Origin of the sequence: Burkholderia territorii (assembly GCF_902833055.1) — a bacterium.
Lineage (GTDB): Bacteria > Pseudomonadota > Gammaproteobacteria > Burkholderiales > Burkholderiaceae > Burkholderia > Burkholderia territorii.
The window spans coordinates 24908-45949 of sequence record NZ_CADFEJ010000005.1 but is presented as its reverse complement, the minus strand read 5'-3'; the positions used below and the strand labels follow the sequence as shown (position 1 = coordinate 45949).

21 protein-coding genes are annotated in these 21042 nt (G+C 69.2%); 9 read left to right on the top strand and 12 right to left on the bottom strand.

From position 1 onward, the window contains the following. The first annotated feature begins 52 nt into the window (after positions 1–52). The 3 genes from copM to HW466_RS12260 all read left to right on the top strand — a co-directional run bounded on the left by copM (position 53) and on the right by HW466_RS12260 (position 2107). Positions 53–451 carry a CopM family metallochaperone gene (copM, locus tag HW466_RS12270; protein WP_059848843.1) on the top strand — a complete coding sequence of 133 codons (399 nt, stop codon included), beginning with the start codon at positions 53–55 and terminating at the stop codon, positions 449–451. A gap of 36 nt (positions 452–487) precedes the next feature. Then, positions 488–1228 carry an FRG domain-containing protein gene (locus HW466_RS12265; protein WP_151006637.1) on the top strand — a complete coding sequence of 247 codons (741 nt, stop codon included), beginning with the start codon at positions 488–490 and terminating at the stop codon, positions 1226–1228. A gap of 396 nt (positions 1229–1624) precedes the next feature. Then, positions 1625–2107, top strand: a complete 483-nt coding sequence (locus HW466_RS12260; protein WP_059452391.1) for a BON domain-containing protein — start codon at positions 1625–1627, stop codon at positions 2105–2107. Positions 2108–2168: 61 nt separating this feature from the next. Here HW466_RS12260 and HW466_RS12255 read toward each other — a convergent pair whose 3' ends face one another. From HW466_RS12255 to coxB, 6 genes are read right to left on the bottom strand one after another with little or no spacing between them, the layout of a single operon-like run. Further along, entirely contained in the window at positions 2169–3455 is a 1287-nt protein-coding gene (locus tag HW466_RS12255; protein ID WP_174905794.1) for a cytochrome c, read from the bottom strand. Then, positions 3452–4405 carry a cytochrome c oxidase assembly protein gene (locus HW466_RS12250; protein WP_239006008.1) on the bottom strand — a complete coding sequence of 318 codons (954 nt, stop codon included), beginning with the start codon at positions 4403–4405 and terminating at the stop codon, positions 3452–3454. Before HW466_RS12250 ends, HW466_RS12255 begins: the two co-directional genes overlap by 4 nt. Next, a complete protein-coding gene (locus HW466_RS12245) occupies positions 4402–4719 on the bottom strand; it encodes a hypothetical protein (protein WP_174905795.1) in 318 nt (105 codons plus the stop codon). The genes HW466_RS12250 and HW466_RS12245 overlap by 4 nt, the downstream gene beginning before the upstream one ends. Positions 4720–4730: 11 nt before the next feature. Continuing rightward, a complete protein-coding gene (locus tag HW466_RS12240) occupies positions 4731–5351 on the bottom strand; it encodes a cytochrome c oxidase subunit 3 (RefSeq protein WP_151005579.1) in 621 nt (206 codons plus the stop codon). Next, complete coding sequence (ctaD, locus tag HW466_RS12235) at positions 5348–7291, bottom strand: cytochrome c oxidase subunit I (protein WP_151005577.1); 1944 nt, start codon at positions 7289–7291, stop codon at positions 5348–5350. The genes HW466_RS12240 and ctaD overlap by 4 nt, the downstream gene beginning before the upstream one ends. Further along, positions 7288–8295 (bottom strand): cytochrome c oxidase subunit II, encoded by a 1008-nt coding sequence (coxB, locus tag HW466_RS12230; protein WP_059951633.1) that lies wholly within the window; start codon positions 8293–8295, stop codon positions 7288–7290. The genes ctaD and coxB overlap by 4 nt, the downstream gene beginning before the upstream one ends. Before the next feature lie 316 nt (positions 8296–8611). On the opposite strand from coxB, the gene fdhF reads away from it, so the two are divergent. Then, a complete protein-coding gene (fdhF, locus tag HW466_RS12225) occupies positions 8612–11590 on the top strand; it encodes a formate dehydrogenase subunit alpha (RefSeq protein WP_059505063.1) in 2979 nt (992 codons plus the stop codon). Then, positions 11590–12072: a hypothetical protein gene (locus HW466_RS12220; RefSeq protein WP_059452392.1), complete on the top strand. Its 483-nt coding sequence runs from the start codon at positions 11590–11592 to the stop codon at positions 12070–12072. Before fdhF ends, HW466_RS12220 begins: the two co-directional genes overlap by 1 nt. On the opposite strand, the gene HW466_RS12215 is transcribed toward HW466_RS12220, so the two are convergent. From HW466_RS12215 to HW466_RS12205, 3 genes are all read right to left on the bottom strand, one after another. After that, positions 12047–12523, bottom strand: coding sequence for an NUDIX hydrolase (locus HW466_RS12215; protein ID WP_059452511.1), 477 nt, complete (start codon positions 12521–12523; stop codon positions 12047–12049). The two genes, HW466_RS12220 and HW466_RS12215, sit on opposite strands and share 26 nt — an antisense overlap. A gap of 155 nt (positions 12524–12678) precedes the next feature. Then, entirely contained in the window at positions 12679–13590 is a 912-nt protein-coding gene (locus HW466_RS12210) for a manganese catalase family protein (protein ID WP_059768816.1), read from the bottom strand. A gap of 247 nt (positions 13591–13837) precedes the next feature. Further along, positions 13838–14077, bottom strand: a complete 240-nt coding sequence (locus tag HW466_RS12205; protein WP_059848849.1) for a hypothetical protein — start codon at positions 14075–14077, stop codon at positions 13838–13840. Between the two features lie 176 nt (positions 14078–14253). Here HW466_RS12205 and HW466_RS12200 point away from each other — a divergent pair, with 176 nt between their 5' ends. The 3 genes from HW466_RS12200 to HW466_RS12190 all read left to right on the top strand — a co-directional run bounded on the left by HW466_RS12200 (position 14254) and on the right by HW466_RS12190 (position 18987). Continuing rightward, positions 14254–15651, top strand: a complete 1398-nt coding sequence (locus HW466_RS12200; protein WP_059869026.1) for an HlyD family secretion protein — start codon at positions 14254–14256, stop codon at positions 15649–15651. Between the two features lie 64 nt (positions 15652–15715). Beyond that, positions 15716–17311 (top strand): DHA2 family efflux MFS transporter permease subunit, encoded by a 1596-nt coding sequence (locus HW466_RS12195; RefSeq protein WP_151006749.1) that lies wholly within the window; start codon positions 15716–15718, stop codon positions 17309–17311. Positions 17312–17313: 2 nt separating this feature from the next. Then, positions 17314–18987: an efflux transporter outer membrane subunit gene (locus HW466_RS12190; protein WP_174905796.1), complete on the top strand. Its 1674-nt coding sequence runs from the start codon at positions 17314–17316 to the stop codon at positions 18985–18987. A gap of 33 nt (positions 18988–19020) precedes the next feature. Here the strand turns inward: HW466_RS12190 and HW466_RS12185 are convergent, their stop codons facing one another. The 3 genes from HW466_RS12185 to HW466_RS12175 form a co-directional block, all read right to left on the bottom strand. After that, on the bottom strand, positions 19021–19575 hold the full coding sequence (locus HW466_RS12185) for a GNAT family N-acetyltransferase (RefSeq protein WP_230939778.1): 555 nt from the start codon (positions 19573–19575) through the stop codon (positions 19021–19023). A 194-nt stretch (positions 19576–19769) separates the two neighbouring features. Continuing rightward, complete coding sequence (locus tag HW466_RS12180; RefSeq protein WP_059452399.1) at positions 19770–19991, bottom strand: hypothetical protein; 222 nt, start codon at positions 19989–19991, stop codon at positions 19770–19772. A gap of 65 nt (positions 19992–20056) precedes the next feature. Beyond that, on the bottom strand, positions 20057–20320 hold the full coding sequence (locus HW466_RS12175) for an HPr family phosphocarrier protein (protein WP_059452400.1): 264 nt from the start codon (positions 20318–20320) through the stop codon (positions 20057–20059). 367 nt (positions 20321–20687) lie between these two features. On the opposite strand from HW466_RS12175, the gene HW466_RS12170 reads away from it, so the two are divergent. After that, complete coding sequence (locus tag HW466_RS12170; protein WP_031401187.1) at positions 20688–21032, top strand: zinc ribbon domain-containing protein YjdM; 345 nt, start codon at positions 20688–20690, stop codon at positions 21030–21032. The last annotated feature ends 10 nt before the right edge of the window (positions 21033–21042 follow it).

Here is a 21042-nt window from a genome sequence, read left to right as displayed (position 1 = left end):
GCACCGCGTGCGCGCCGCGCACTTTCTCTTTCAACCATCCAGGAGCCACGACATGGACGTTTTCATTCGCCGCCCGGCCCACGCGATCCGGCTGTGCGCCGCGTGCGCGGTGCTGGCCGTATCCGCGACCGCCGCCGTATCGCCGGCCTGGGGCCAGTTGCGCCCGCCCGACACCGCGCGCGTGCCCGACACGTCGACACAGGCGTACAAGCGCGCGGACAGCAAGATGATGGAGGCAATGGAGGGCGCGCGTTATACCGGCGACGCCGATCGCGATTTCGTGTCGCACATGGCGCCGCATCACCAGGGGGCGATCGACATGGCGCAAGTCGAGCTGAAGTACGGCAAGGACCCGACGCTGAGGCAGCTCGCGACGCGCATCATCGCCGCGCAGCGCGACGAGATCGCGCTGATGGAGCGCTGGCAGAAGGAGCACGGCGCGACGCCGTGACCCGCGATCATCGCGCGCCGCAACGCGGAGGCGGCAATGGAGCGTGAAAGACGTCCGACGAGCGACGCGATAGAAAGCGTCGCCGATTACATGAGCATGATCGGCACCGCGAAGGATGCGACGGCGTCGCGGCTGTTTCGTGGCCAATGCAATGTCGGCTGGCCGCTCGTGCCGAGCATCGCAAGGCAACGCGCGTCGCCCGACGTGGAGGCGCGCATGCTCGACGAATTCATGCGGCGCGCGCTGCCGCACCTCGACCCGGCGCCGAATCTCGATGCGTGCGACTGGCTCGCGCTCGCGCAGCAGCACGGGATGCACACCAGGTTGCTCGACTGGTCGGGCAATGCGCTGGCGGCGCTGTGGTTCGCGGTCAGGAACGCGAACGGCACCGGCGACGACGGGGTGGTGTGGTGTCTGTCGTTCGACGCGGACGACATCGCGACGGCCGGCGAGCGGCGCGCGCCGCTCGAGGTCACGCGCACGAAGGTGTTTCGGCCGCGTCACGTGATGCCGCGAATCACCGCGCAGGACGGCTGGTTCACGATTCACCGCTACGATGCCGGCGCGCGGCGCTTTCAGCCGCTCGACGAGGATCCCGATCTGGCCGGGCGGCTCACGCGCATCGTCGTGCCCGGCGAGCGCTTTGCCGCGATTCGCCGCCAGCTTGCCGGAGTCGGCGTCAGCATCGGGACGATCTTTCCCGACCTCGACGGCATTGCGCAACTAACGGTCATCCGCTTTTTTCCCGACGACGAGGACACGCATGCGCCGCGATAAGCGCCGCGGCATGACCTGCGTGTCTTCAGGCAAAGGGGCGGGCTCGGCACGCCGGTTTCGGATGCTATTCGTATTCGTCGCCCGATTGTCGGGCATGGCTGTGCGCAGCCGGTGGCTGCACCGGGCGCGCCACCGTCGGGGCATGCCGGGACGATGCGCAGAGCCGGCCATCCATCAAGCGTCGGCCGCGCCGCATGACGTGCGGCGCGCTTCACTCCGCACGGCGCACGAACCGAGGATTTTTCAAGCGCTTGTCATTTCGGGCGCGTCGCGTTGCCGCGCGACGGTCCCGGCTGCTGCACGCTGCGGCCTCGCATCGCCGCGCGGCCGAGGAACGGCGCATGCTGCCCGTGACGGCGAAGCCCGGCGGTTCCGGGTATCGATTACGGTGCTCACATGACTTCCAGAACTCGTTCGAACAACCCGCTGTTGAATCTTGCGGTGGCCGTCGCGTGCGGGGCGGCGGCGATGTATTTCCTCGATCCGGCTTCGGGCAAGCGGCGGCGCGCCTATGTGCGCGACAAGGCCGTTGCGGGCCAGCACGGCGTGGCCCACTACGCGAGCACGCAGGCAAAGCGCGCGGCCGACCGTGCGCGCGGCACGATTGCCGGGCTGCGTGCCGACTGGCTCGCGGGCGACGCGGACGACGCGCAGGTCGCCGAACGCGTGCGCGCCGCGCTGGGCCATCTGGTCGGACGTCCGCGCGACGTCGACGTGACGGTCGAGCACGGGCATGTGCGCTTGAGCGGGCAGGTGGAAGAGGCGGAACGCCATGCCGTCGTCGACGGCGTGGCCGGACTGCGCGGCGTGCAGACCGTCGAGGACGCGATGGGCGCGCGCAGCGAATACAAGGCTCCGCCCGGCGGCCCGATGCACTGACGCGGCGCGGCGGCGTGCCGCCGGGCGGCGCCGCATGTCGGCGGCACGGCGCGCCGCGTGGCTATTTGTGCAGCTTCTCGCGCAGGCTCGATACGTCGTTGGCGGTGACGGGCAGCGCGTCGTTTCCCCATGCGGTGCGGATCCACGTGAGCGCCGCCGCGATCTGCGCATCCGTCAGCTCCCCGGCGAACGCCGGCATCGACGTGCGCGGCGGCCCGCTCTCGGTCTGTGGCGAGTTGCCGCCCTCCACCAGCAGGCGGATCAGCGACGTCGTGTCGGCCGTGAGGACGGCCGGATTGCCGGCGAGGCGCGGGAATGCAGGCGGCGCGCCCATGCCGTCCGCGCCGTGGCAACGCGCGCACGCCGAACGGTAGACGTTCGAGCCGGTCGACCGCGCGTCCGGCACGCGGCTGCCGTGCCGCACCGGCGCCGGCGTCGCGCGCGGCGAATAACCGCCGGTCGGCTGGCGCGGCGGAAGCGATTTCAGGAAAACGGCGATCGCACGCGCGTCGTCGTCGCTCAGATACTGCGTTCCGTCCTCGATCTGCGCGACCATCGTGCCGAATGCCGCGAAACCGGCCGCGTGCCCGGTCTTCAGGAATGCGGCGATCTCTGCGGCGTCGAGCCGGCCCAGCCCGGCGCCCGGATCGCCGGTCAGGTTCGGCGCGAACCAGTGGTCGTTCGTACCGCCGGTCAACCACCGCGCCGACGATTCGTCATAGCCGCGCTCCTGGTACGCCGGGCCGCGCGGCGTATGGCACGCGCCGCAGTGGCCGAGCGACTGCACGAGATACGCGCCGCGGTTCCAGCGCGCATCCCGATCCGCGCGCGGCACGTAGACGTGGCGCGGCGCGAATGCCCACTGCCAGAACACGAGCGTCCAGCGCTGGCTGAACGGGAACGCGACGTCGCTCGGCGGCGCCGGGCGCGCGACGGGCTTCACGCCGAGCATCATGTATGCGTACAGCGCGCGCACGTCGTCGTCGGTCAGCTTCGAGAACGATGCATAAGGCATGGCCGGGTAGAGCGGCTTGTTGCCGCGCGCGATGCCGCGTCGCAATGCGCGGTCGAAATCCCGGAGCGTATAGCGGCCGATCCCGTACAGCGGGTCCGGCGTGATGTTGGTCGTCATGATCGTGCCGAACGGCGAGCCGAGGCCTTGGCCGCCCGCATACGGGATGCCGCCGGCAGGTGCGGTATGGCAACCGGCGCAATCGCCGATCCGGGCGAGATACGCGCCGCGCTCGACGAGCGCCGGATCGGGATCGCGCGCCCAGCCCGGCTGCGCAACGGTGAGCGCGACCGTGGTCGCGGAGAGCAGCATCCGCACGCGCGTCGAATGGATCATGGGGCCTCCGCGTGCATGCCCGCCGGGCGCCGCACCCAGCGCGCCGCGATCGCGAGCGCGGCCGCGACGTACGCGAGCCCGGCCGGCACCCACATGACGAGCCCGCCCAGTTGCTGATCGTCGAGCGGCGCGATGCCGAGCGCCGGCGCGGTTTCCGCATACGGCACGTACCAGATGCCCGGCGACAGCGTGATGAGCGCGCCGAGCGCGGCCGTATGCACCATCGTCGTGAACAGCGACAACGCCGCCGACGCGCCGTGCGCGGGCCGCGCGGCATCGTCGAACGTGGCGCGCCAGAACAGCAGCGCACTGCCGAGAAAGCTCGCATGCTGCAACGTATGCACGACCGGCGACGCGAGCGCTGCATCGAAGCAGCGCGGGATATGCCAGATCCACAGAGCTGCCGCGTGCAGCAGCCATGCCGGGACGGGCGCGGTCGCCGCGCGCCAGGTCGCGCGCAGCCAGCGCAAGCGCACCCGACGGGCGGTGCGCAGCCGCGCGCGCGGCGGCAGCGCCCACAGCCAAGTCGGCAGCGGCCGCCCGAGCACGGCGAGCGGCGCCGCGACGATCATCAGCAGCTCGTGCTGAACCATATGCGCGGAAAACAGCACGCTGCTCAGCGTGTCGAGCGGCGTGCAAAGGGCGATGAACAGCGTCGCGATGCCGGCCGCGAAAGCCGCCGCGCGTCGCGCGAGCCGCGCACGCCCATGCCGGCTTTGCCGGGCGAGCCGTCGATAGCCGAGCGCGTAAGCGATGGCCGCGGCCGCGAGCAGCGCGATGACGACCGGCTCGAACGGCCAGCCGAGCGGATTCCCGCCCGCACTGCCGGCCGCGAGCGGATGCGCGTGAGCCGCCGATGCGAGTGCGCCGGCCGGCAGCATCGCGCGGCGCAGGCGCGCACACACCGTGCGTCCCGTGCACGCGGTCGCGATTGCGGTCGCCGTCGTCATGACGCGCAAACCGGGACGACCCACGATGCGATCCAGAACGCGACCAGCGCGAACGTCGACAGCGCGCCGGCCCATGCGCCGACTCGGGCCAGCAGTGCACGCGGCGCACCCGCGTCGACCGCCTGGCGATGCGCCGCCGGCGTGCGCCAGGCGAGCACCGCGCATGCGGCGGTGGCTGTCGCAGCCGCGGCCGTCAGCGCAAGGATCGGTGATGCACTGCGCCACGCGCACGCGGGCCCGGCCAGCGCGTAGTCGACCGACAGCACGGCGAGCACGGCCGACGGCGCGCCGAGCAACGCGATCCAGATTCGCATCGGCATCCTCCTCAGAGTCTCGGCACGAGATAGACGGTTGCATAGATCGGCAGCCAGCTCAGCACGACGAAATACCAGTAAAGGGCGTTCTCGCCGACGTTGCCGAAGCGCTTGCCTTCGAACGGTCCGACGAACAGCAGCGTGGCGAGCACGGACGTATCGATTGCATCGGTGATCAGGTGGGTCGTATGCAGACCCACCAGCAACCACACCACGGAGCCGTACGCATTCGTGTACCAGTCGACGTTCAGCGTGCCGAATTCGGAGGCGCGCACGACGATGAATCCCCACGCGCAAGCGGCGCACACGGCGAGCCACGTGCGCGCGCCGACGAGATCGCCGCGTTGCGCCGCGCGCTGTGCGGCGAAGTTCGGCAACAGGCTCGCGAGCATCAGCACGGTGTTGAGCGTGCCCGCCCATGCCGCAGGCGGCGGTGCGCCGAGTGGCCAGTGCCCCGCCAGGCTGCGCAGATAGAAATACGTCATCAGCGCGATCGCGAAGACGGTGCCCTCGATCAGCATCAGGCCGCCCGTCGCCCACCACGTCACGCTGCGCGGGCCGTGCGCGTAGGTCGGCAATGCGCTCACGTCCAGCGTGTCCGGCGAGCTGCCATGTGCGCGCGCATCGCTCATGGCCGTCGCTCCCGTTCGCGTGCGAGTGACGTTTCGCGGCGCGTCGGCCAGAACCAGCCGATCAGCGCCGCCGTGACGGGGACCGCGCCCCAGACGACCGCCCATGGCGTGAAGATCGAGCCGATGAACAGGATCGTCGTCGTGACCGCGCTTGCGAACGGCCACAGCGACGGGCCAGGGAACAGCGGGCGCAGGTCCGGCGTCGCATCGAGCGCGGTGGTCGTCAGCACTTCGCGACGATCCGTCGCGAGCCCCGATACGCAGCGCGGCTCGCGCGCCGGCTCCCATAGCGGCTCCGGGCCGTGCACCACCGGCAGCATGTCGAAGTTGTGCGGCGGCGGCGGGCTCGGTGTCAGCCATTCGAGCGTGCCCGCGCCCCATGGATCGGCGCCGGCCGGTGCGCCGCGCATGCGGCTGCGCACGACGTTGGCGACGAACACCAGCACGCTGAGCGCGATCGTCCATGCGCCGACGGTGGCGACGAGGTTCAAGCCGTCCCAGCCGCGCTGCGCGGGGTAGGTCCACACGCGGCGCGGCATCCCGTCGAGGCCGAGCAGGTGCATCGGGAAGAACGTCAGGTTGAAGCCGACGAAGAACAGCCAGAACTGCACGCGCCCGAGCGTTTCGTCGAGCATCCGTCCGGTCAGTTTCGGAAACCAGTAATAGAACGCGCCGAACAGCGGAAACACGGCGCCGCCGAGCAGCACATAGTGCAGGTGGGCGACCACGAAGTACGTATCGTGTACCTGCAGGTCGAGCGAAACCGAGCCGAGCATCACGCCCGTGAGGCCGCCCAGCACCAGGATGAAGAAGAACGCGAGCACGAACAGCAGCGGCGTCTTCAGACGTGGCCGGCCGAGCCACAGCGTCGCGAGCCAGCAGAAGATCTGGATTCCAGATGGAATCGCGATCGCGAGGCTCGCCGCGGTGAAGAAGCTCTTGCCGAGCGCGGGCAGGCTCGTCGCATACATGTGATGCACCCACAGCCCGAACGCGAGAAACGCGGTGGCGATCAGCGCGAGCACCATCGCCGGATAGCCGAATACGGGCCGGCGCGCGAAGGTCGGCACGATCGTCGAAATGAAGCCGAGCGGCGGAATGAAGATAAGATAGACCTCCGGGTGCCCGAAGAACCAGAACAGGTGCTGCCACAGCAGCACATCGCCGCCGCGCGCCGGATTGTAGAAATGCGTGCCGACGAGACGATCGAGGATCAGCGCGGTGCTGCACAGCATGATGGCCGGCATCGCGAACAGCACCATGAACTGCGTGACGAGCGTCGCCCACACGAACAGCGGCATCCGGTCGAGCGACATGCCCGGCGCGCGCAGTTTCAGGATCGTCGTGATCAACACGACCGCCTCGATCAGCGCGGACAACTCGGAAAACGTGATCATCTGCGCCCAGATGTCAGCGCCCTTGCCGGTCGAATAGTCGGGGCCGGCGAGCGGCACGTAGCTGAACCAGCCGGCGTCGGGACGCGCGCCGAGCGCGAAGCCGACGTACAGCGTGAGGCCGCCGAACAGGAACACCCAGTATGCGTACGCGTTCATGCGCGGAAACGCGACCGAGCGCGCGCCGATCATCAGCGGCACGATCCAGCCGGCGACCGCCTGCATGACCGGCACGGCGAACAGGAACATCATCGTCGTGCCGTGCATCGTGAAGAACTGGTTGTACGCGGCGGGGCCCAGAAGCCGGTTGTCGGCATGCGCGAGCTGCGTGCGCATCGCGAGGGCGAACATCCCGCCGAGCACGAAGAACGTCAGGGTCGTGATCACGAAGCGGCGCGCGATCGTCTTGTGATTGACGGCCGCGAGCATCCCGAGGAACCCGGGGCGGTCGCTCCACGTGCGCGCGAGCGCATCGACGGCCGCCTGGCCGCCGGCGGGCCCGTCGAGCAGCGGCGTCGCGGGAGGCGGCGGGCGATCCGTGCTCATCGCAGCGTCTCGAGCCAGGCGACCACCGCCTGCTGTTCCATCACGCTCAGCGTGCTGGCCGGCATCGTCGTGCCCGGTTTCAGCGTGCCGGGCGCGCGCAGCCATTGTGCGAGATGCGCGCGATCGTTCGCGAATGTGCCGCCGGCGAGCATCGAGCGGCTCATCACGTGCGTGAGGTCAGGACCGAGCGTGCCGGACGCGGACGTGCCGCGCACCGTATGGCACGTCGCGCAGGCGCCCGACACGAATGCGCGCCGGCCGGCGTCGGCGAACGCGGTCGTCGTATCGGCGGCGGGCCGGCTTTGCTGCGCAACCCAAGCGTCGAACTGCGCCTGCGGCTCGGCGACGACGACGAACGCCATCAGCGCGTGCTCGAGCCCGCAGAACTCCGCGCACTGCCCGCGAAACACGCCGGCGTGGTCCACGCGAAACGCGATCGTCGCATCGCGCCCCGGAATCATGTCCTTCTTGCCGTGCAGGTTCGGCGCCCAGAACGTATGGATCACGTCGGCTGCCTTCAACGATACGATGACCGGCCGCCCGACCGGCACGTGCAATTCGTTGGCGGTCGCGAATCCTCGTTCGCCGCCCGCACCGGGATAGCGCACGTCCCACCACCATTGGTAGCCCGTCATCTCGACATGCAGCGCATCCGCAACCGGCAGTCGCGACAGTGCGCGGTCGGTCAGCACGTCCGCAACGATCAGGCCGAACAGCACGATCACCGAAAGCGCGGTGGCTGCCCGCGTCACGCGCAACGCACGCCGTTCGCGGCGCGAATCCGGCGGCAGCGGCGCGCCGTTCGCCGGGTCGGCGGTCGTACCGGACACTGCGCGGCGCCACAGCGCCATCGCGAGCATCGCGAGCACGGCCGCGAACACGAGCGCGCACACGACGAGCGTCCAGTGCCACAGCAACGCGATTCGCGCGGCCTGGACACCGGCGGGACGCAGCGCATTCTGATCGGGCCATGCCGCGTGCGCGCACGACGCGGCGGCCAACATCGCGCAGGCAGCGATGCGGCGAGCAGCCGCCCGTCTGCGAACGGTGGCACGGCGGTAAGACGGCGCGGCGCGGAGTCGGATCATGAATCGAGGGGGCGGGAAAGGGCAGTGCGCCGCAGCAAGCTGCGTTCCTCGACGTCGATCGCGCGCCACGCAAGCGCGGCACGCGCGGGGCGACGGCAACGCGCCGAAATTACAAAGCTGCCCGCGATTCGCCACGCCGGCGCCGGCACACGCCGCCATCGTGGCCGCACACGCCGGGCACGCGAGATGCGATGCAGGACCGGCATTGCCCCGCCACTTGCACGAGACGCCCATGGCCCAACCCCGCACCTGTTCGATCACGTTCGACGGCGCCACGCTCAGCGGCGACGCCGACCAGCCGCTGCTGGATTTTCTCGCCGAACACGACGTGACGCTGCCGCACGTGTGCTATCACCGCGCGCTCGGGGCTTTGCAGACCTGCGACGTATGCTGGGTCGAGACCGGCGACGGCGAATTGCGACGCGCGTGCGCATTGCGCAGCGCCGACGGGCTTGCCGTCGTGAGCCGCTCCGAGCGGGCACGCCGCGCGCGCGAGGAAGGGATGGACCGGCTGCTGGCCAAGCACGAGCTGTACTGCACCGTCTGCGAACACAACACGGGCGACTGCACGCTGCACAACACGTTCGCCGACATGCACCTGCCGATCCAGCGCTATGCATATCAGCGCAAGCCATATCGGAAGGACGAATCCAACCCGTTCTACACGTACGATCCCGACCAGTGCATTCTGTGCGGCCGATGCGTCGAAGCGTGCCAGAACGTCGAGGTCAACGAGACGCTGAGCATCGATTTCTCGATGGACCATCCGCGCGTGCTGTGGGACGGCGGCAAGGCGATCGGCGAATCGAGCTGCGTGAGCTGCGGCCACTGCGTGACGGTGTGCCCGTGCAACGCGCTGCTCGAGAAATCGATGCAGCCCGATGCAGGCCCGTTTACGGCGATGCCCGACACGATCAAGCGGCCGCTGATCGATTTCGTGAAGGTGCTGGAGCGCACGATCGGTGCACCGCCGGTCACCGGCGTGTCGAAGATGGACGTTGCGTGGCGCCAGCCGGAAATCAAGCGGACCAAGACCGTATGCACGTATTGCGGTGTCGGCTGCGCATTCGAGATGTGGACGCGCGATCGCCACATACTGAAGGTGCAACCCGTGGTCGACGCGCCGGCCAACGGCATCTCCACCTGCGTGAAGGGCCGGTTCGGCTGGGACTTCGTCAACGATCCGAAGCGGCTCACGATGCCGCTCGTGCGTGACGGCGGGCGCTTTCGCGAAACGTCGTGGGACGAGGCGCTCGATCTCGTCGCGCGCCGGCTGCTCGACATTCGCGCGGCACACGGGCCCGACAGCATCGGCTTCATCGGTTCGAGCAAGGCGAGCAACGAAGAGGCGTACCTGACGCAGAAGATCGCGCGGCTCGTGATCGGCACCAACAGCGTCGACAATTCGTCGCGCTACTGTCAGAACCCGGCGACCATGGGCCTGTTTCGCACGGTCGGCTACGGCGGCGATGCCGGCACGATCGCCGATCTCGCCGCCGCGGATCTCGTCGTGATCGTCGGCAGCAATACCGCGGAATGTCATCCGGTGATCGCCTCGCGCCTGAAAGCCGCGCGCAAGCTGCGCGGGCAGCGCCTGATCGTCGTCGATCCGCGCCGGCACGAGATGGCCGAGCGCGCCGATCTCCATCTGCGGCCGCATAACGGCACCGATCTCGTATGGGCATCGGCGTGCGCGCGCTACGCGTTCGACCACGGGCTCGCCGATACCGGCTTCCTCGCGGCGCGCGTGAACGGCGTAGACGACTACCGCGCGTCGCTCGAGCCGTTCACGATGGACTTCGCGGCGGAAGTGACCGGCATCGCGCGCGAGCAGCTCGTCGAAGCGGCCGAGATGATCGCGCGCTCGCCGAGCGTATGCATCGTCTGGGCGATGGGCATCACGCAGCACAGTCACGGCGCAGATGCAAGCACGGCGCTGTCGAACCTGCTGCTCGTGACGGGCAACTACGGCCGTCCCGGCACGGGCGGCTACCCGATGCGCGGGCACAACAACGTGCAGGGCGCCAGCGATTTCGGATGCCTGAAGAACGTCTATCCCGGCTACGAAAAGGTGACCGACGACGCCGTGCGCGAGAAATGGGCACGCGCGTGGGGTGTCGAACCGCAGATGCTGTCCTCGAAAATCGGCGAGGACAATTTCATGATGGTCGAGCAGGCGGCGCAAGGCCGTCTGAAGGCGATGATGGTGATCGGCGAGGAAACGGCGTTCTCGGATGCCGATTCAGAGAACGTGCACCGTGCGTTCTCGCAACTCGACTTCTTCGTCGTGCAGGACATCTTCATGAGCCGCACCGCCGAATTCGCGGATGTCGTGCTGCCCGGCTGCCCGAGCGTCGAGAAGGACGGCACGTTCGTCAACACCGAGCGGCGCATCCAGCGCTTTTACGAAGTCATGCCGCCGCTCGGCAACAGCCGGCCGGACTGGCGGATCCTCACCGACCTCGCCGCGCGGATGGGTCACGACTGGGGCTACACGCATCCGTCGCAGATCATGGACGAAGTGGCCGGCATCGCCGAGATGTTCGCGGGCGTCAGCTACGCGCGCCTCGACGGCTGGCAGTCGCTCGTGTGGCCCGTGCACGCCGAGGGCACCGACACGCCGTTGCTCTATACGGAGCGTTTCCATACCGGCGACGGCCGCGCAAAACTGCATCCGGTCGCGTGGGAGCCGCCCGCCGAGGACGCCGACGCCGAATATGACCTTCTCGCCGACAACGGCCGGATGCTCGAACATTTCCAGTCGACCAACCAGAGCGGGCGCGGCGGACGCCTGCGCGGCCTGTCGCCGGAATGGTTCGTCGAGGTCAGCCCCGAGATCGCGGCCGCGCGCGGGATCGAGGACGGCACATGGGTGCGTCTGACGTCCCGGCGCGGATCGTCCGAAATGATCGCGCTCGTCACGGATCGCGTGCGCGGCAACACGCTTTTCTTGCCGATCCACCAGGGCAAGCCCGGCGTGAACGAGTTGACGGGGGAGCATCACGATCCCGACGTCAACACGCCGGCGTACAAGGAGCTGGCCGTCCGCCTCGAGGTGCTTCCGCGTGCGCGCGGCCCCCGGCCGTTGCCGGCCGGCAATTTCCGCTACGGCGCGCGTACGCCGAATGCGGGTATCGATGCCGAGGCCAAATGGTCGCGGCCCGACTACGTTGCGCCGCCCGATGCGGCGCCCCATCCGGAGAAAAGCTGATGGCCGAACGCCTGTCCCACGATGTGACGCCTCCCCAGACGGAGCCCGATGCGCACGACGCGCTCGAACGCCTGCTCGGGAGCCTGCACCGGCACGGTTTCCTGCGCTTCGCGAACGATGTCGTGAGCGCGAACGCACGCATCGCGGAGGTGCTGGTCGGCGCGCTCGACAAACCCGGCACGCAAAGCGGCGTGCAGAACCTTGCAATGCTGGTGATGGCGTTGTCGAGCATCCCGCCCGAGCAGTTCGGCAAGACGATGTTCGCGGCAGCCGATGCGCTGCGTCACGTCGGCGCGTGGCAGCCGTCCGAACACGAGCACGCGGCGCCGGGCGTGCGCGGCGTGTATCGGCTGCTGAACGACGAAGCGCTGTGGGATGCGCTCATGCCGCTGCTCGAAGGGTTGAAGGTATTCGCCCAGGGCCTTGCTCGCGAACCGGAGAAGCCGATCACCGCATTCAGCGGGAAGCCGACCGACGCGTGACGGGGCCGTCCGGCGACATCTCCTGCGCGCGAATCAGGCTCGCGATCCGCTGGACGATCCGCTGCGTCGGCGCGCTCGCGGGCCAGCGCGATACCGCGTCGAGATGCGCCCACCGACACAACGCGATTTCGTGGCCCGGACACGCGCGGCGGCCGGGCGGCAGCATCGCGACGAACACGTGATGACGCTTCACGCTGCCGTCCACGTAGAAGAAATAGGCGAGTTCGAGATCGACGAGACCGGTCTCCTCCCGCAATTCGCGATGCGCGGCGTCGAGCGCCGATTCGCCGCGCCGAATCACGCCGCCGGGCAGCGTCCATCGCGACGTCGGTCGGCGTGCGACCAGCAGCACGCGATTGTTCCGGTGGCAAACGATCGTCGCGCGCTCCTTCGCCAGCGGGGCCAGCGGCACCGCGCGCACGGGGAAGTCGGACGGGTCGGGGAGTGTCATGCCGGGCAGGCGGCGAAGAAGTGCGAGGTCCATGGCGACTGCTCTCGCAACCTGCGTGCCCGGGCCTGCCGTCCCGTCGTTCCGCCGCGTCGCCCGGCGGCGGGCCGCGCCACGCGCCGCGCCCTTGCGCGACGCGGTGCGCGGCGCAAGCGCGTTCAAGGCTTGGCGGGCGGCGTGTTGCCCGGAGACGCGGCGATGCTGTCGCGCGGTGCGCCAGCGCCCAGCTCGGCGCCCGTTACCGGATCGCAGCGCGGGTCCGATGCGAGTCGCCGCGCCATCGCTTCGAGCGCCTGCGACTGCTGCGGCTCGACCGCGCCCTTTGCGGCACCGTCGCCGCCGTCGACCGCTGGCTCGCCGCGCCGCAGCGACAGCGAATCGCCCCGATTCCATGGGCCCGCCACCGGCTCGCCGTCCTGCATCCGGAAGTACACGCGGTCGTACGGCGCCTTCGGCGGCAGCTTGCCCGGCGGGAAGTTGTTGGTGATCGCGTACAGCGCCTTCTCGAACGACTTCTGGTGCGACACCTCGCGCGTCATCAGGAAACCGAGCGCGTCGCGGATGCCCGGATCGTCGGTCACGTTGATCAGCCGCTCGTAGATGATCTTCGCACGTGCTTCGGCCGCGATGTTCGAGCGCAGGTCGGCCGTCGGTTCGCCGATCGTGTCGATGTATGCGGAGGACCACGGCACGCCGCCCGAATTCGTCAGCGGCGAACCGGCGCCGTACAGCAGCTGCGTCACGTGACTGTCGTTGCCCGCGCCGTGCAGCTTGCGATAGAGCTCGGCCTGTTCGTCGACCGCTTCGGCGAGCTCGCCCTTCGCGCCGCGGTTCAGCATCGCCGCCATCGAGCCGATGACTTCGAGATGGCTCAGCTCCTCGGTCGCGATGTCGAGCAGCATGTCCTTGCGGCCGGGATCTTCCTCGGTAATCGCCTGCGTGAAGTAGCGCATCGCGGCCGCGAGTTCGCCCTGCGGTCCGCCGAACTGTTCGAGCAGCAGGTTGGCGAGCCCGGGGTTCGGCGCGCCGACGCGCACCGTGTACTGAAGCCGTGTGTTGTGGATGAACATGAATCCTCCGTTGAAGAAGTGGACGGCACCTGCGACGCAGGCGGAGCACGGCGCGCGCCCATAGTGACGGCGTGGCGCGTGGCGGATACGCGATCCCGTCCGCACCGCGCCGCGCTGCGGGCAACGGGGCTGCGTCCGCGTGCATCGGCAGGCGGGTATCGGCCGCGCATCGGCGATGCCTGGATGCGATGCACCCGTCCGCGATTTTTCAACGCGTTGTCATTTCTGCCGGGCACCCACGCGATCGTTATCGGCGAGCCGGGCTCGTGCTCGTCGGCGTGCCATCCCGCGACGAGCGATGATGCGGCGTGTCGGAGCGCTGCGACGGTTCGCGGCCGTCGGGCGTCCGCTGCTTGCCTTCGGCCGGATCGTGCGCGCTGCGCGGCGGCGGCGTATCCGTGCCGCGACGCTTGCCTTCGGGGCCGGGGGTGCTGTCGCCGCGGTCCTGTCCTTGCGAATCGGTGTCGAGCGAAGTGGAACGTGTCATCGGGCCGGTGTCCTGTCGTGATGAGGGGGCGCGCATGCGCGGCGCATCGTGCGTGCCGCTGCATGCGGCCGCGACTCGCGCGACGACCTGCCGTCCGGGCGCGGCGTTTGCTTGCTCGCCCGCCCGAGGCCGGCGCGTGCAATGGCGCACGCGGTCCATGCCCGGGAGAATCTTCGATGTCCGATGCGACCCTGTTCCCGTTGTCCGTTCGTGAGCGATGGCGCGTGCCGCTCCCGCGCGCGTTCACGCCCGAGCGGCGCGGCGCGCAGGCGCGGAACGTCGACTTCGTCTTCTTCCCGGCACGCGCGGAACCGGCATTTCCCGCAGCCGTCGTGCCGCTCGGGCTTGCGCCGCCAACGGCGGTCGCCCGCGCGGGCGATGGCGGCGCCGACAGCGGCAGCGGCGGCAGCACCGGACAACGCCGCCACGACGACCGCGACACCGACGCGCCCGGCGGTGGCGGAGGCGATGGCCATCCGCACGACGATCGCGGCGGCCGCACGGGCGGCGATGGCGACGACGGCGAAGGCGAACGCAAGCGGCCCGGCAAGAAGCCGTTGATCATTCTCGGCGCGGTGTTGCTCGTGCTGCTGATCGCGGGGCTCGTTTGGTGGCTCATGACGCGCGATCAGGAAAGCACCGACGATGCGTACACCGACGGCAACGCGGTGGCCGTCGCGCCGCACGTGTCCGGCTACGTGACACGGCTCGCCGTCGACGATAACACGTTCGTGCATCGCGGCGACGTGCTCGTCGAGATCGATCCGCGCGACTACCGCGCGCAGGTCGATGCGGCACGCGCGCAACTCGGCCTCGCGCAGGCGCAGCTCGACGCGGCGCGCGTGCAGCTCGACATCGCGCGCGTGCAGTATCCGGCGCAGTACCGGCAGGCGCGCGCGCAGATCGAGTCGGCGGAAGCCGCGTACCGTCAGGCGCTCGCCGCGCAGGAGCGGCAGCGCGCGGTAGATGCGCGCGCGACGTCGCAGCAGGCGATCGACGCGGCCGACGCACAGCGTGCGAGCGCCGATGCGAACGTCGCGATGGCCCAGGCGCAGGCGCGTACCGCGAGCCTGGTGCCGCAGCAGATCCGGCAGGCCGAAACCGCCGTCGAGGAGCGTCGCCAGCAGGTGCTGCAGGCGCGTGCGCAACTCGATACGGCCAACCTGAATCTGTCGTACTGCGAACTGCGTGCCTCGTCGGACGGCTGGGTCACGCGCAGGAACGTGCAGCTGGGTTCCTACCTGCAGGCGGGCGCGTCGATCTTCTCGATCGTCACCCCGCGTGTATGGATCACCGCGAACTTCAAGGAGTCGCAACTGGAACGGATGCGTATCGGCGATCGCGTCGACGTGTCGGTCGACGCATATCCCGATCTCGACCTGCACGGCCACGTCGACAGCATCCAGCTCGGCAGCGGCGCGCGTTTCTCCGCATTCCCGCCCGAGAACGCGACCGGCAACTTCGTGAAGATCGTGCAGCGCGTGCCCGTCAAGATCGTGCTCGACGGCGCGTTGCCGAACAATCCGCCGCTCGGTCTCGGCTTGTCGGTCGAACCGACCGTGCATCTGAAATGACCGATCACCGGAGCGATCCGATGCCCGACATCCGTCAGCCCGCGTCGTCACACGGAGCGCGCCGATGAATCGGCCGCCCGACCGGCACGCATCGTCCGGCAGCGGCGCATGGCGGCCGGCCGCGAACCCGTGGATCATCGCGATCGTCGTCACGCTCGCCGCGTTCATGGAGGTGCTCGACACGACGATCGTGAACGTCGCGCTGCCGCATATCGCGGGCACGATGTCGGCGAGCTATGACGAGGCGACCTGGACGCTCACGTCATATCTCGTCGCGAACGGGATCGTGCTGCCGATTTCGGGCTTCCTGGGCCGCCTGCTCGGCCGCAAGCGATACTTCGTGCTGTGCATCGCCGCGTTCACCGTTTGCTCGTTCCTGTGCGGCGTCGCGACCAATCTCGGCGAACTGATCGTGTTCCGCGTGCTTCAGGGGCTGTTCGGCGGCGGGCTGCAGCCGAACCAGCAATCGATCATCCTCGACACGTTTCCTCCCGAACAGCGAAACCGCGCGTTCTCGATCTCGGCGATCGCGATCGTCGTCGCACCGGTGCTCGGGCCGACGCTCGGCGGCTGGATCACCGATCATTTCTCGTGGCGCTGGGTGTTCCTGCTCAACGTGCCGATCGGCGCGCTGACCGTGCTCGCGGTGATGCAGCTCGTCGAGGATCCGCCGCGGCGGCGCGGCGCCCAGCGGGGAATCTCGGTCGACTACATCGGCATCGGGCTGATCGCGATCGGGCTCGGCTGCCTGCAGGTCATGCTCGATCGCGGCGAGGACGCCGACTGGTTCGGCTCCAACTTCATCCGCATCTTCGCCGCGCTGTCCGCGCTCGGGTTGATCGGCGCGACGATGTGGCTGCTGCACACGAGGAAACCGGTCGTCGACCTGTCGTGCCTGCGCGACCGCAACTTCGCACTCGGTTGCGTGACGATCGCGACGTTCGCGGCCGTGCTGTACGGCAGTGCGGTGATCGTGCCGCAGCTGGCGCAGCAGCACCTCGGCTACACGGCCACGCTCGCGGGCCTCGTGTTGTCGCCCGGCGCGCTGCTGATCACGATGGAAATCCCGATCGTGAGCCGCCTGATGCCGCACGTGCAGACGCGCTATCTGGTCGGCTTCGGATTCGTGCTGCTGGCGGGCGCGCTGATCTATTCGCGGATGCTGGTGCCGGACATCGACTACAAGCACCTGGTGATGATCCGCTGCGCGCAGTCGCTCGCGATCGGCTTCATGTTCGTGCCGATCACGACGCTCGCGTATCTGACCGTGCCGCAGCGGCTCAACGACGACGCGTCCGCGCTGTTCACGATGTTCCGCAACGTCGCGGGCTCGATCGGCATCTCGGTGTCGACCGCGCTGATCCGCGAGCGCACGCAGGCGCGCCTCGCGCATCTGTCCACGCACATGTCGCCGCTGTCGCAGAACTTTCAGGAGGCGCTGCAAGAAAATGCCCGCACGATCGGCGCGCTGTCCGGCGCGCCGCCGCCGGCCGCGCTCCAGACCGCCACCGGCCGGTTGTACGAGACGTTCATCTCGCAGGCGACGATCCTCGCGTATATCGACGTGTTCGCGATCCTCGCGGTGTTCTGCGCGTTCAGCATTCCGCTGACGTTCCTGTTCTCGCCTGTGAAGGCCGCACGCGGCGCGGGAGGGCATTGACGATGACTCGGCATCCACAACGCGGCGCGCGCCGCACGCATGCGCGGCAAGCACGCGGTCTCGCCGCGACGCTTGCGGTGTGCATGGCGCTCGCGGGCTGCACGGTCGGGCCGGATTTCAAGCCGCCGCAGGCGGAAGTGCCGGCGAACTGGCATGACCTGCAGGCGCCGGCTGCGGCATCGGCGGCATCGGCGCCCGGTGCCGCCGCGCCGTCGTCGCCGGTGACCAGTGCCGATCCCGACCCACGCTGGTGGCGGGCGTTCGGCGACCCGCTGCTCGACCGGCTCGTCGAACGTGCCGCACACGACAACCTCGACGTGCAGGCCGCCGTGCTGCGCATCGCGCAGGCACGCGCGCAGGTGCGCGCGGCCGCCGCGCAGGGCTTGCCCAACGTGCGCGCGAGCGCGAGCTACCAGCGCGAGCAGTTGGGCCTCAAAGGCATCATCGAGGAGCAGGGAATCGACCAGCGCGTGGACCGGCTCGGCGCGCCGGGCTCGCCGCTCGACCGCTACGGGCCGGGCACCGGCGCGAGCGTGCAGCAGGGCGCTCGCGGTGCGATCGATGCGCTCGAGGCGCCGGTCAACTTGTGGCAGGCCGGATTCGACGCATCGTGGGAACTCGACCTGTTCGGGCGCGTGCGCCGCGCGGTCGAATCGGCCGGCGCGCAGGCAAGCGCCGCGGTCGCGAGCCGTGACGACGCACTGCTGTCGCTCGAGGCCGAAGTCGCGCAGACCTATCTGCAGCTGCGCGGCGCCGAAGCGCAGCGCGCGCTCGCCGACGAGCTCCAGCGCGCGCAACGCGATTTGCTCGATCTCACGCGCGAGCAGGCCGCGCACGGTCTTGCAAGCGACCTCGACGTACGCAGCGCCGACGCGCGGCTCGCGCAGATCCGCGCGCAGCTGCCGCAGTTCGACCAGCAGATCGCACTGCTGCGCAATGGCCTCGCTTATCTGGTCGGAGGGCCGCCGGGTGCGCTCGACGACTGGCTCGACGTGCCGCGCGCATTGCCGGCCGTGCCGCCTGCCGTGCCCGTCGGACTGCCGTCGACGCTCGCGCGCCGGCGGCCCGATATTCGCCGCGCGGAGGCCGATCTGCATGCTGCGACCGCCGATGTCGGCGTCGCCGTCGCGCAGTTTTATCCGGACATCTCGCTGACTGGGCAGGTCGGCCTGCGCGCGTCGCACGTTCGCGAACTCGCACACTGGTCTCATCTGTTCTATGCGTTCGGGCCTGCCGTGTCGCTGCCGATTTTTTCGGGCGGGCAACTGGTGTCGAACCTGCGGCTGTCGCAGGCGCGGCAGGCCGAAGCGGCGCTTGCCTACCGGCAGGCGGTGCTCGTCGCACTGCGCGACGTCGACAATGCGCTGGCCGTCTATCGCACCGACCAGACGCGCGCGGCGGCGCTCGACGATGCGGTGAAGGCCGAGCGCGGCGCGCTGGACCTCGCGCGCGATCGTTACCGGAAAGGGTTGTCGCCGTTTCTCGACGTCCTCGACGCCGAGCGGCAATGGTCGGAGGGGCGGCAGCAGGCGGTGCAGGGCGCGTTGCAGACGACCACCGATCTGGTCGCGCTGTACAAGGCGCTGGGCGGCGGCTGGCAGACGAGCGGCCCGGCGCCGGGCGCGGCTACGGTCGGTGCCACGTCGCCGCCGCCGCAGACCTTCCCCGCACCTTAGCCGCGACGACGCGGCGAGTGCGGGAGGTCGCGCTTACCGGCACGCGCGCGAAAACAGCAGCGAATCGGCGTCGTTGAAGCGAACCGGCACCGGATCGGCATACCCGGCCTTCTGCGCGACGCGGATCGACGCGACGTTGGTCGGGGCGATCAGGCACACGCTGCGTTCGAACCGGTGCTGCATGTCGAGCCAGCCGAGCGCATGCGACAACGCCTCGCTCGCATAGCCCTTGCCGTGCGCCCAGCTCGCGAGCGCCCAGCCGGCCTCCGGCACGCCGCGAATCGACGGCTCGACCGCGCGATGGAAATCGGCGAAACCGAGATCGCCGACGTAGCGGCCCGACGCCTTCTCGCGAATCGCCCAGTAGCCGTAGCCGAGCAGCGGCCACAGTCCGCGATAGGCGAGCAGCCGCATCCACGCGTCGCGCGGCGTCGACGGCTTGCCGTTGAAGATGTGCGCGACGACGGTAGGCTCGGCCCACATGGCCGCGAGCGCGTCGAAGTCGCCGAGCGGATGGCCTTCCAGAATAAGGCGAGGGGTGTCGAGAACAGGCGGGGACGTGACGGGCGGCAGCGCGCTGAGTGTCATCAGGCATTCCATGAAGAAATGGACGGCGGCGCAGTGCGCCGTTTGGGTCCCGTACGATACCGCGGAAAGCGCGGCGCGGCCGCAAATCCCCGTTTGCAGCGGGGAATGCGACCGCATCGTCCGGCTTGCCGTCGCCCGACGTTCCGGCGCGGGCTCGCGGCCGCGTGGCGGCATCGCGCCAGTGCCGGGGGTTTTTACTTGCGGCTCTTCAGGAAATTGCGCCCGTGCGCGGTGATCGACGCGCCGGATCGGCCGTTCGCGGCCTGGCTGACGAAGCCCGCGCCGACGAGTTCCTGCTCGACCGACCAGCCGAGCGCCGGCGCATCGCGACCGTAGCGCACGTCGGCGAGGCGCTCGAGCGCCCAGATCGCGGAGGCCGACAGGTTGGGGGTGTTGGACATGACGTTGTCGTTCATCGCTTCCTCGGAGAGTGGTGATTCAGGGTGAACGGCACGAGGCCGTGGGATCGGGCGACGCAGGGTCAGCCCGCCTGCAGCAACGGCAGCAGCGCCTGGAGCGCGGCGTCCTCGTCGGGGCCGGTGGCGAGCACCTGCGCCGACGTGCCGCCATGCATCCGTAGCGCCGCGATGGCCGTCGCATCCTTCGCGCTGCCGCTGAGCCCGTTGGCGAGCAGCAGGATGTCGCTTTCGAAGCGGTGTGCCGCCGCGACGATCGCGTCGCGCGACGCGATCGCACGGCCGCGGTTCCATGCGGGGCCGATTTCAACGTAGACGACGGTTGCCACGGTGCGAATCAGCCTCGGGGAAAGTCGTCGGAGGGGCGTGCCACGACCGGCCGGCAGCACGGCGGGACCGCGCCGACCGCGGTTTCCCGATCGGACGCCGGGCATTGTGCGCCAGGCGCCGGTGCATCATTCATCTCGAACATGTCGACATCCTCAGCGAAACCGCCATCAAGTCCGGCGAATGATCGAAAGTTGACGATTATAATACAGTCACGCAATTATGTGAATTGCATTATAATGTCGTGTGCGTGTCGTGCTGTCCGACGCTGGGTCGATGAGGCAGTGCCGCGCGCGGTCCGGGTCACGTTTTCGTGTGCCCGGCATTTTTTTATCGATTGACCCGAACCCCGAACGAATGGAAGCTGCAATGAACGCCGCCCCCGCCTGCCCGCAATGCGCGATGGAAAACACCTACCCGGATGGCACGCTGACCGTGTGCGCGGACTGCGGCCATGAATGGTCGGCTGGCGCCGGCGCCGAAGCGGGCGACGAACCGGCGGGCGACGTCGTCAAGGACGCGAACGGCAACGTGCTGTCGGACGGCGACTCGGTCGTGCTGATCAAGGATTTGCGCGTGAAGGGTTCGTCGATCACGCTGAAGATGGGCACCAAGGTGAAGAGCATTCGCCTCGTCGGCGGCGATCACGAAGTCGATTGCAAGACCGACATGGGTGGCTTCATGCTGAAGGCCTGCTACCTGAAGAAGGTATGACCGCACGCGG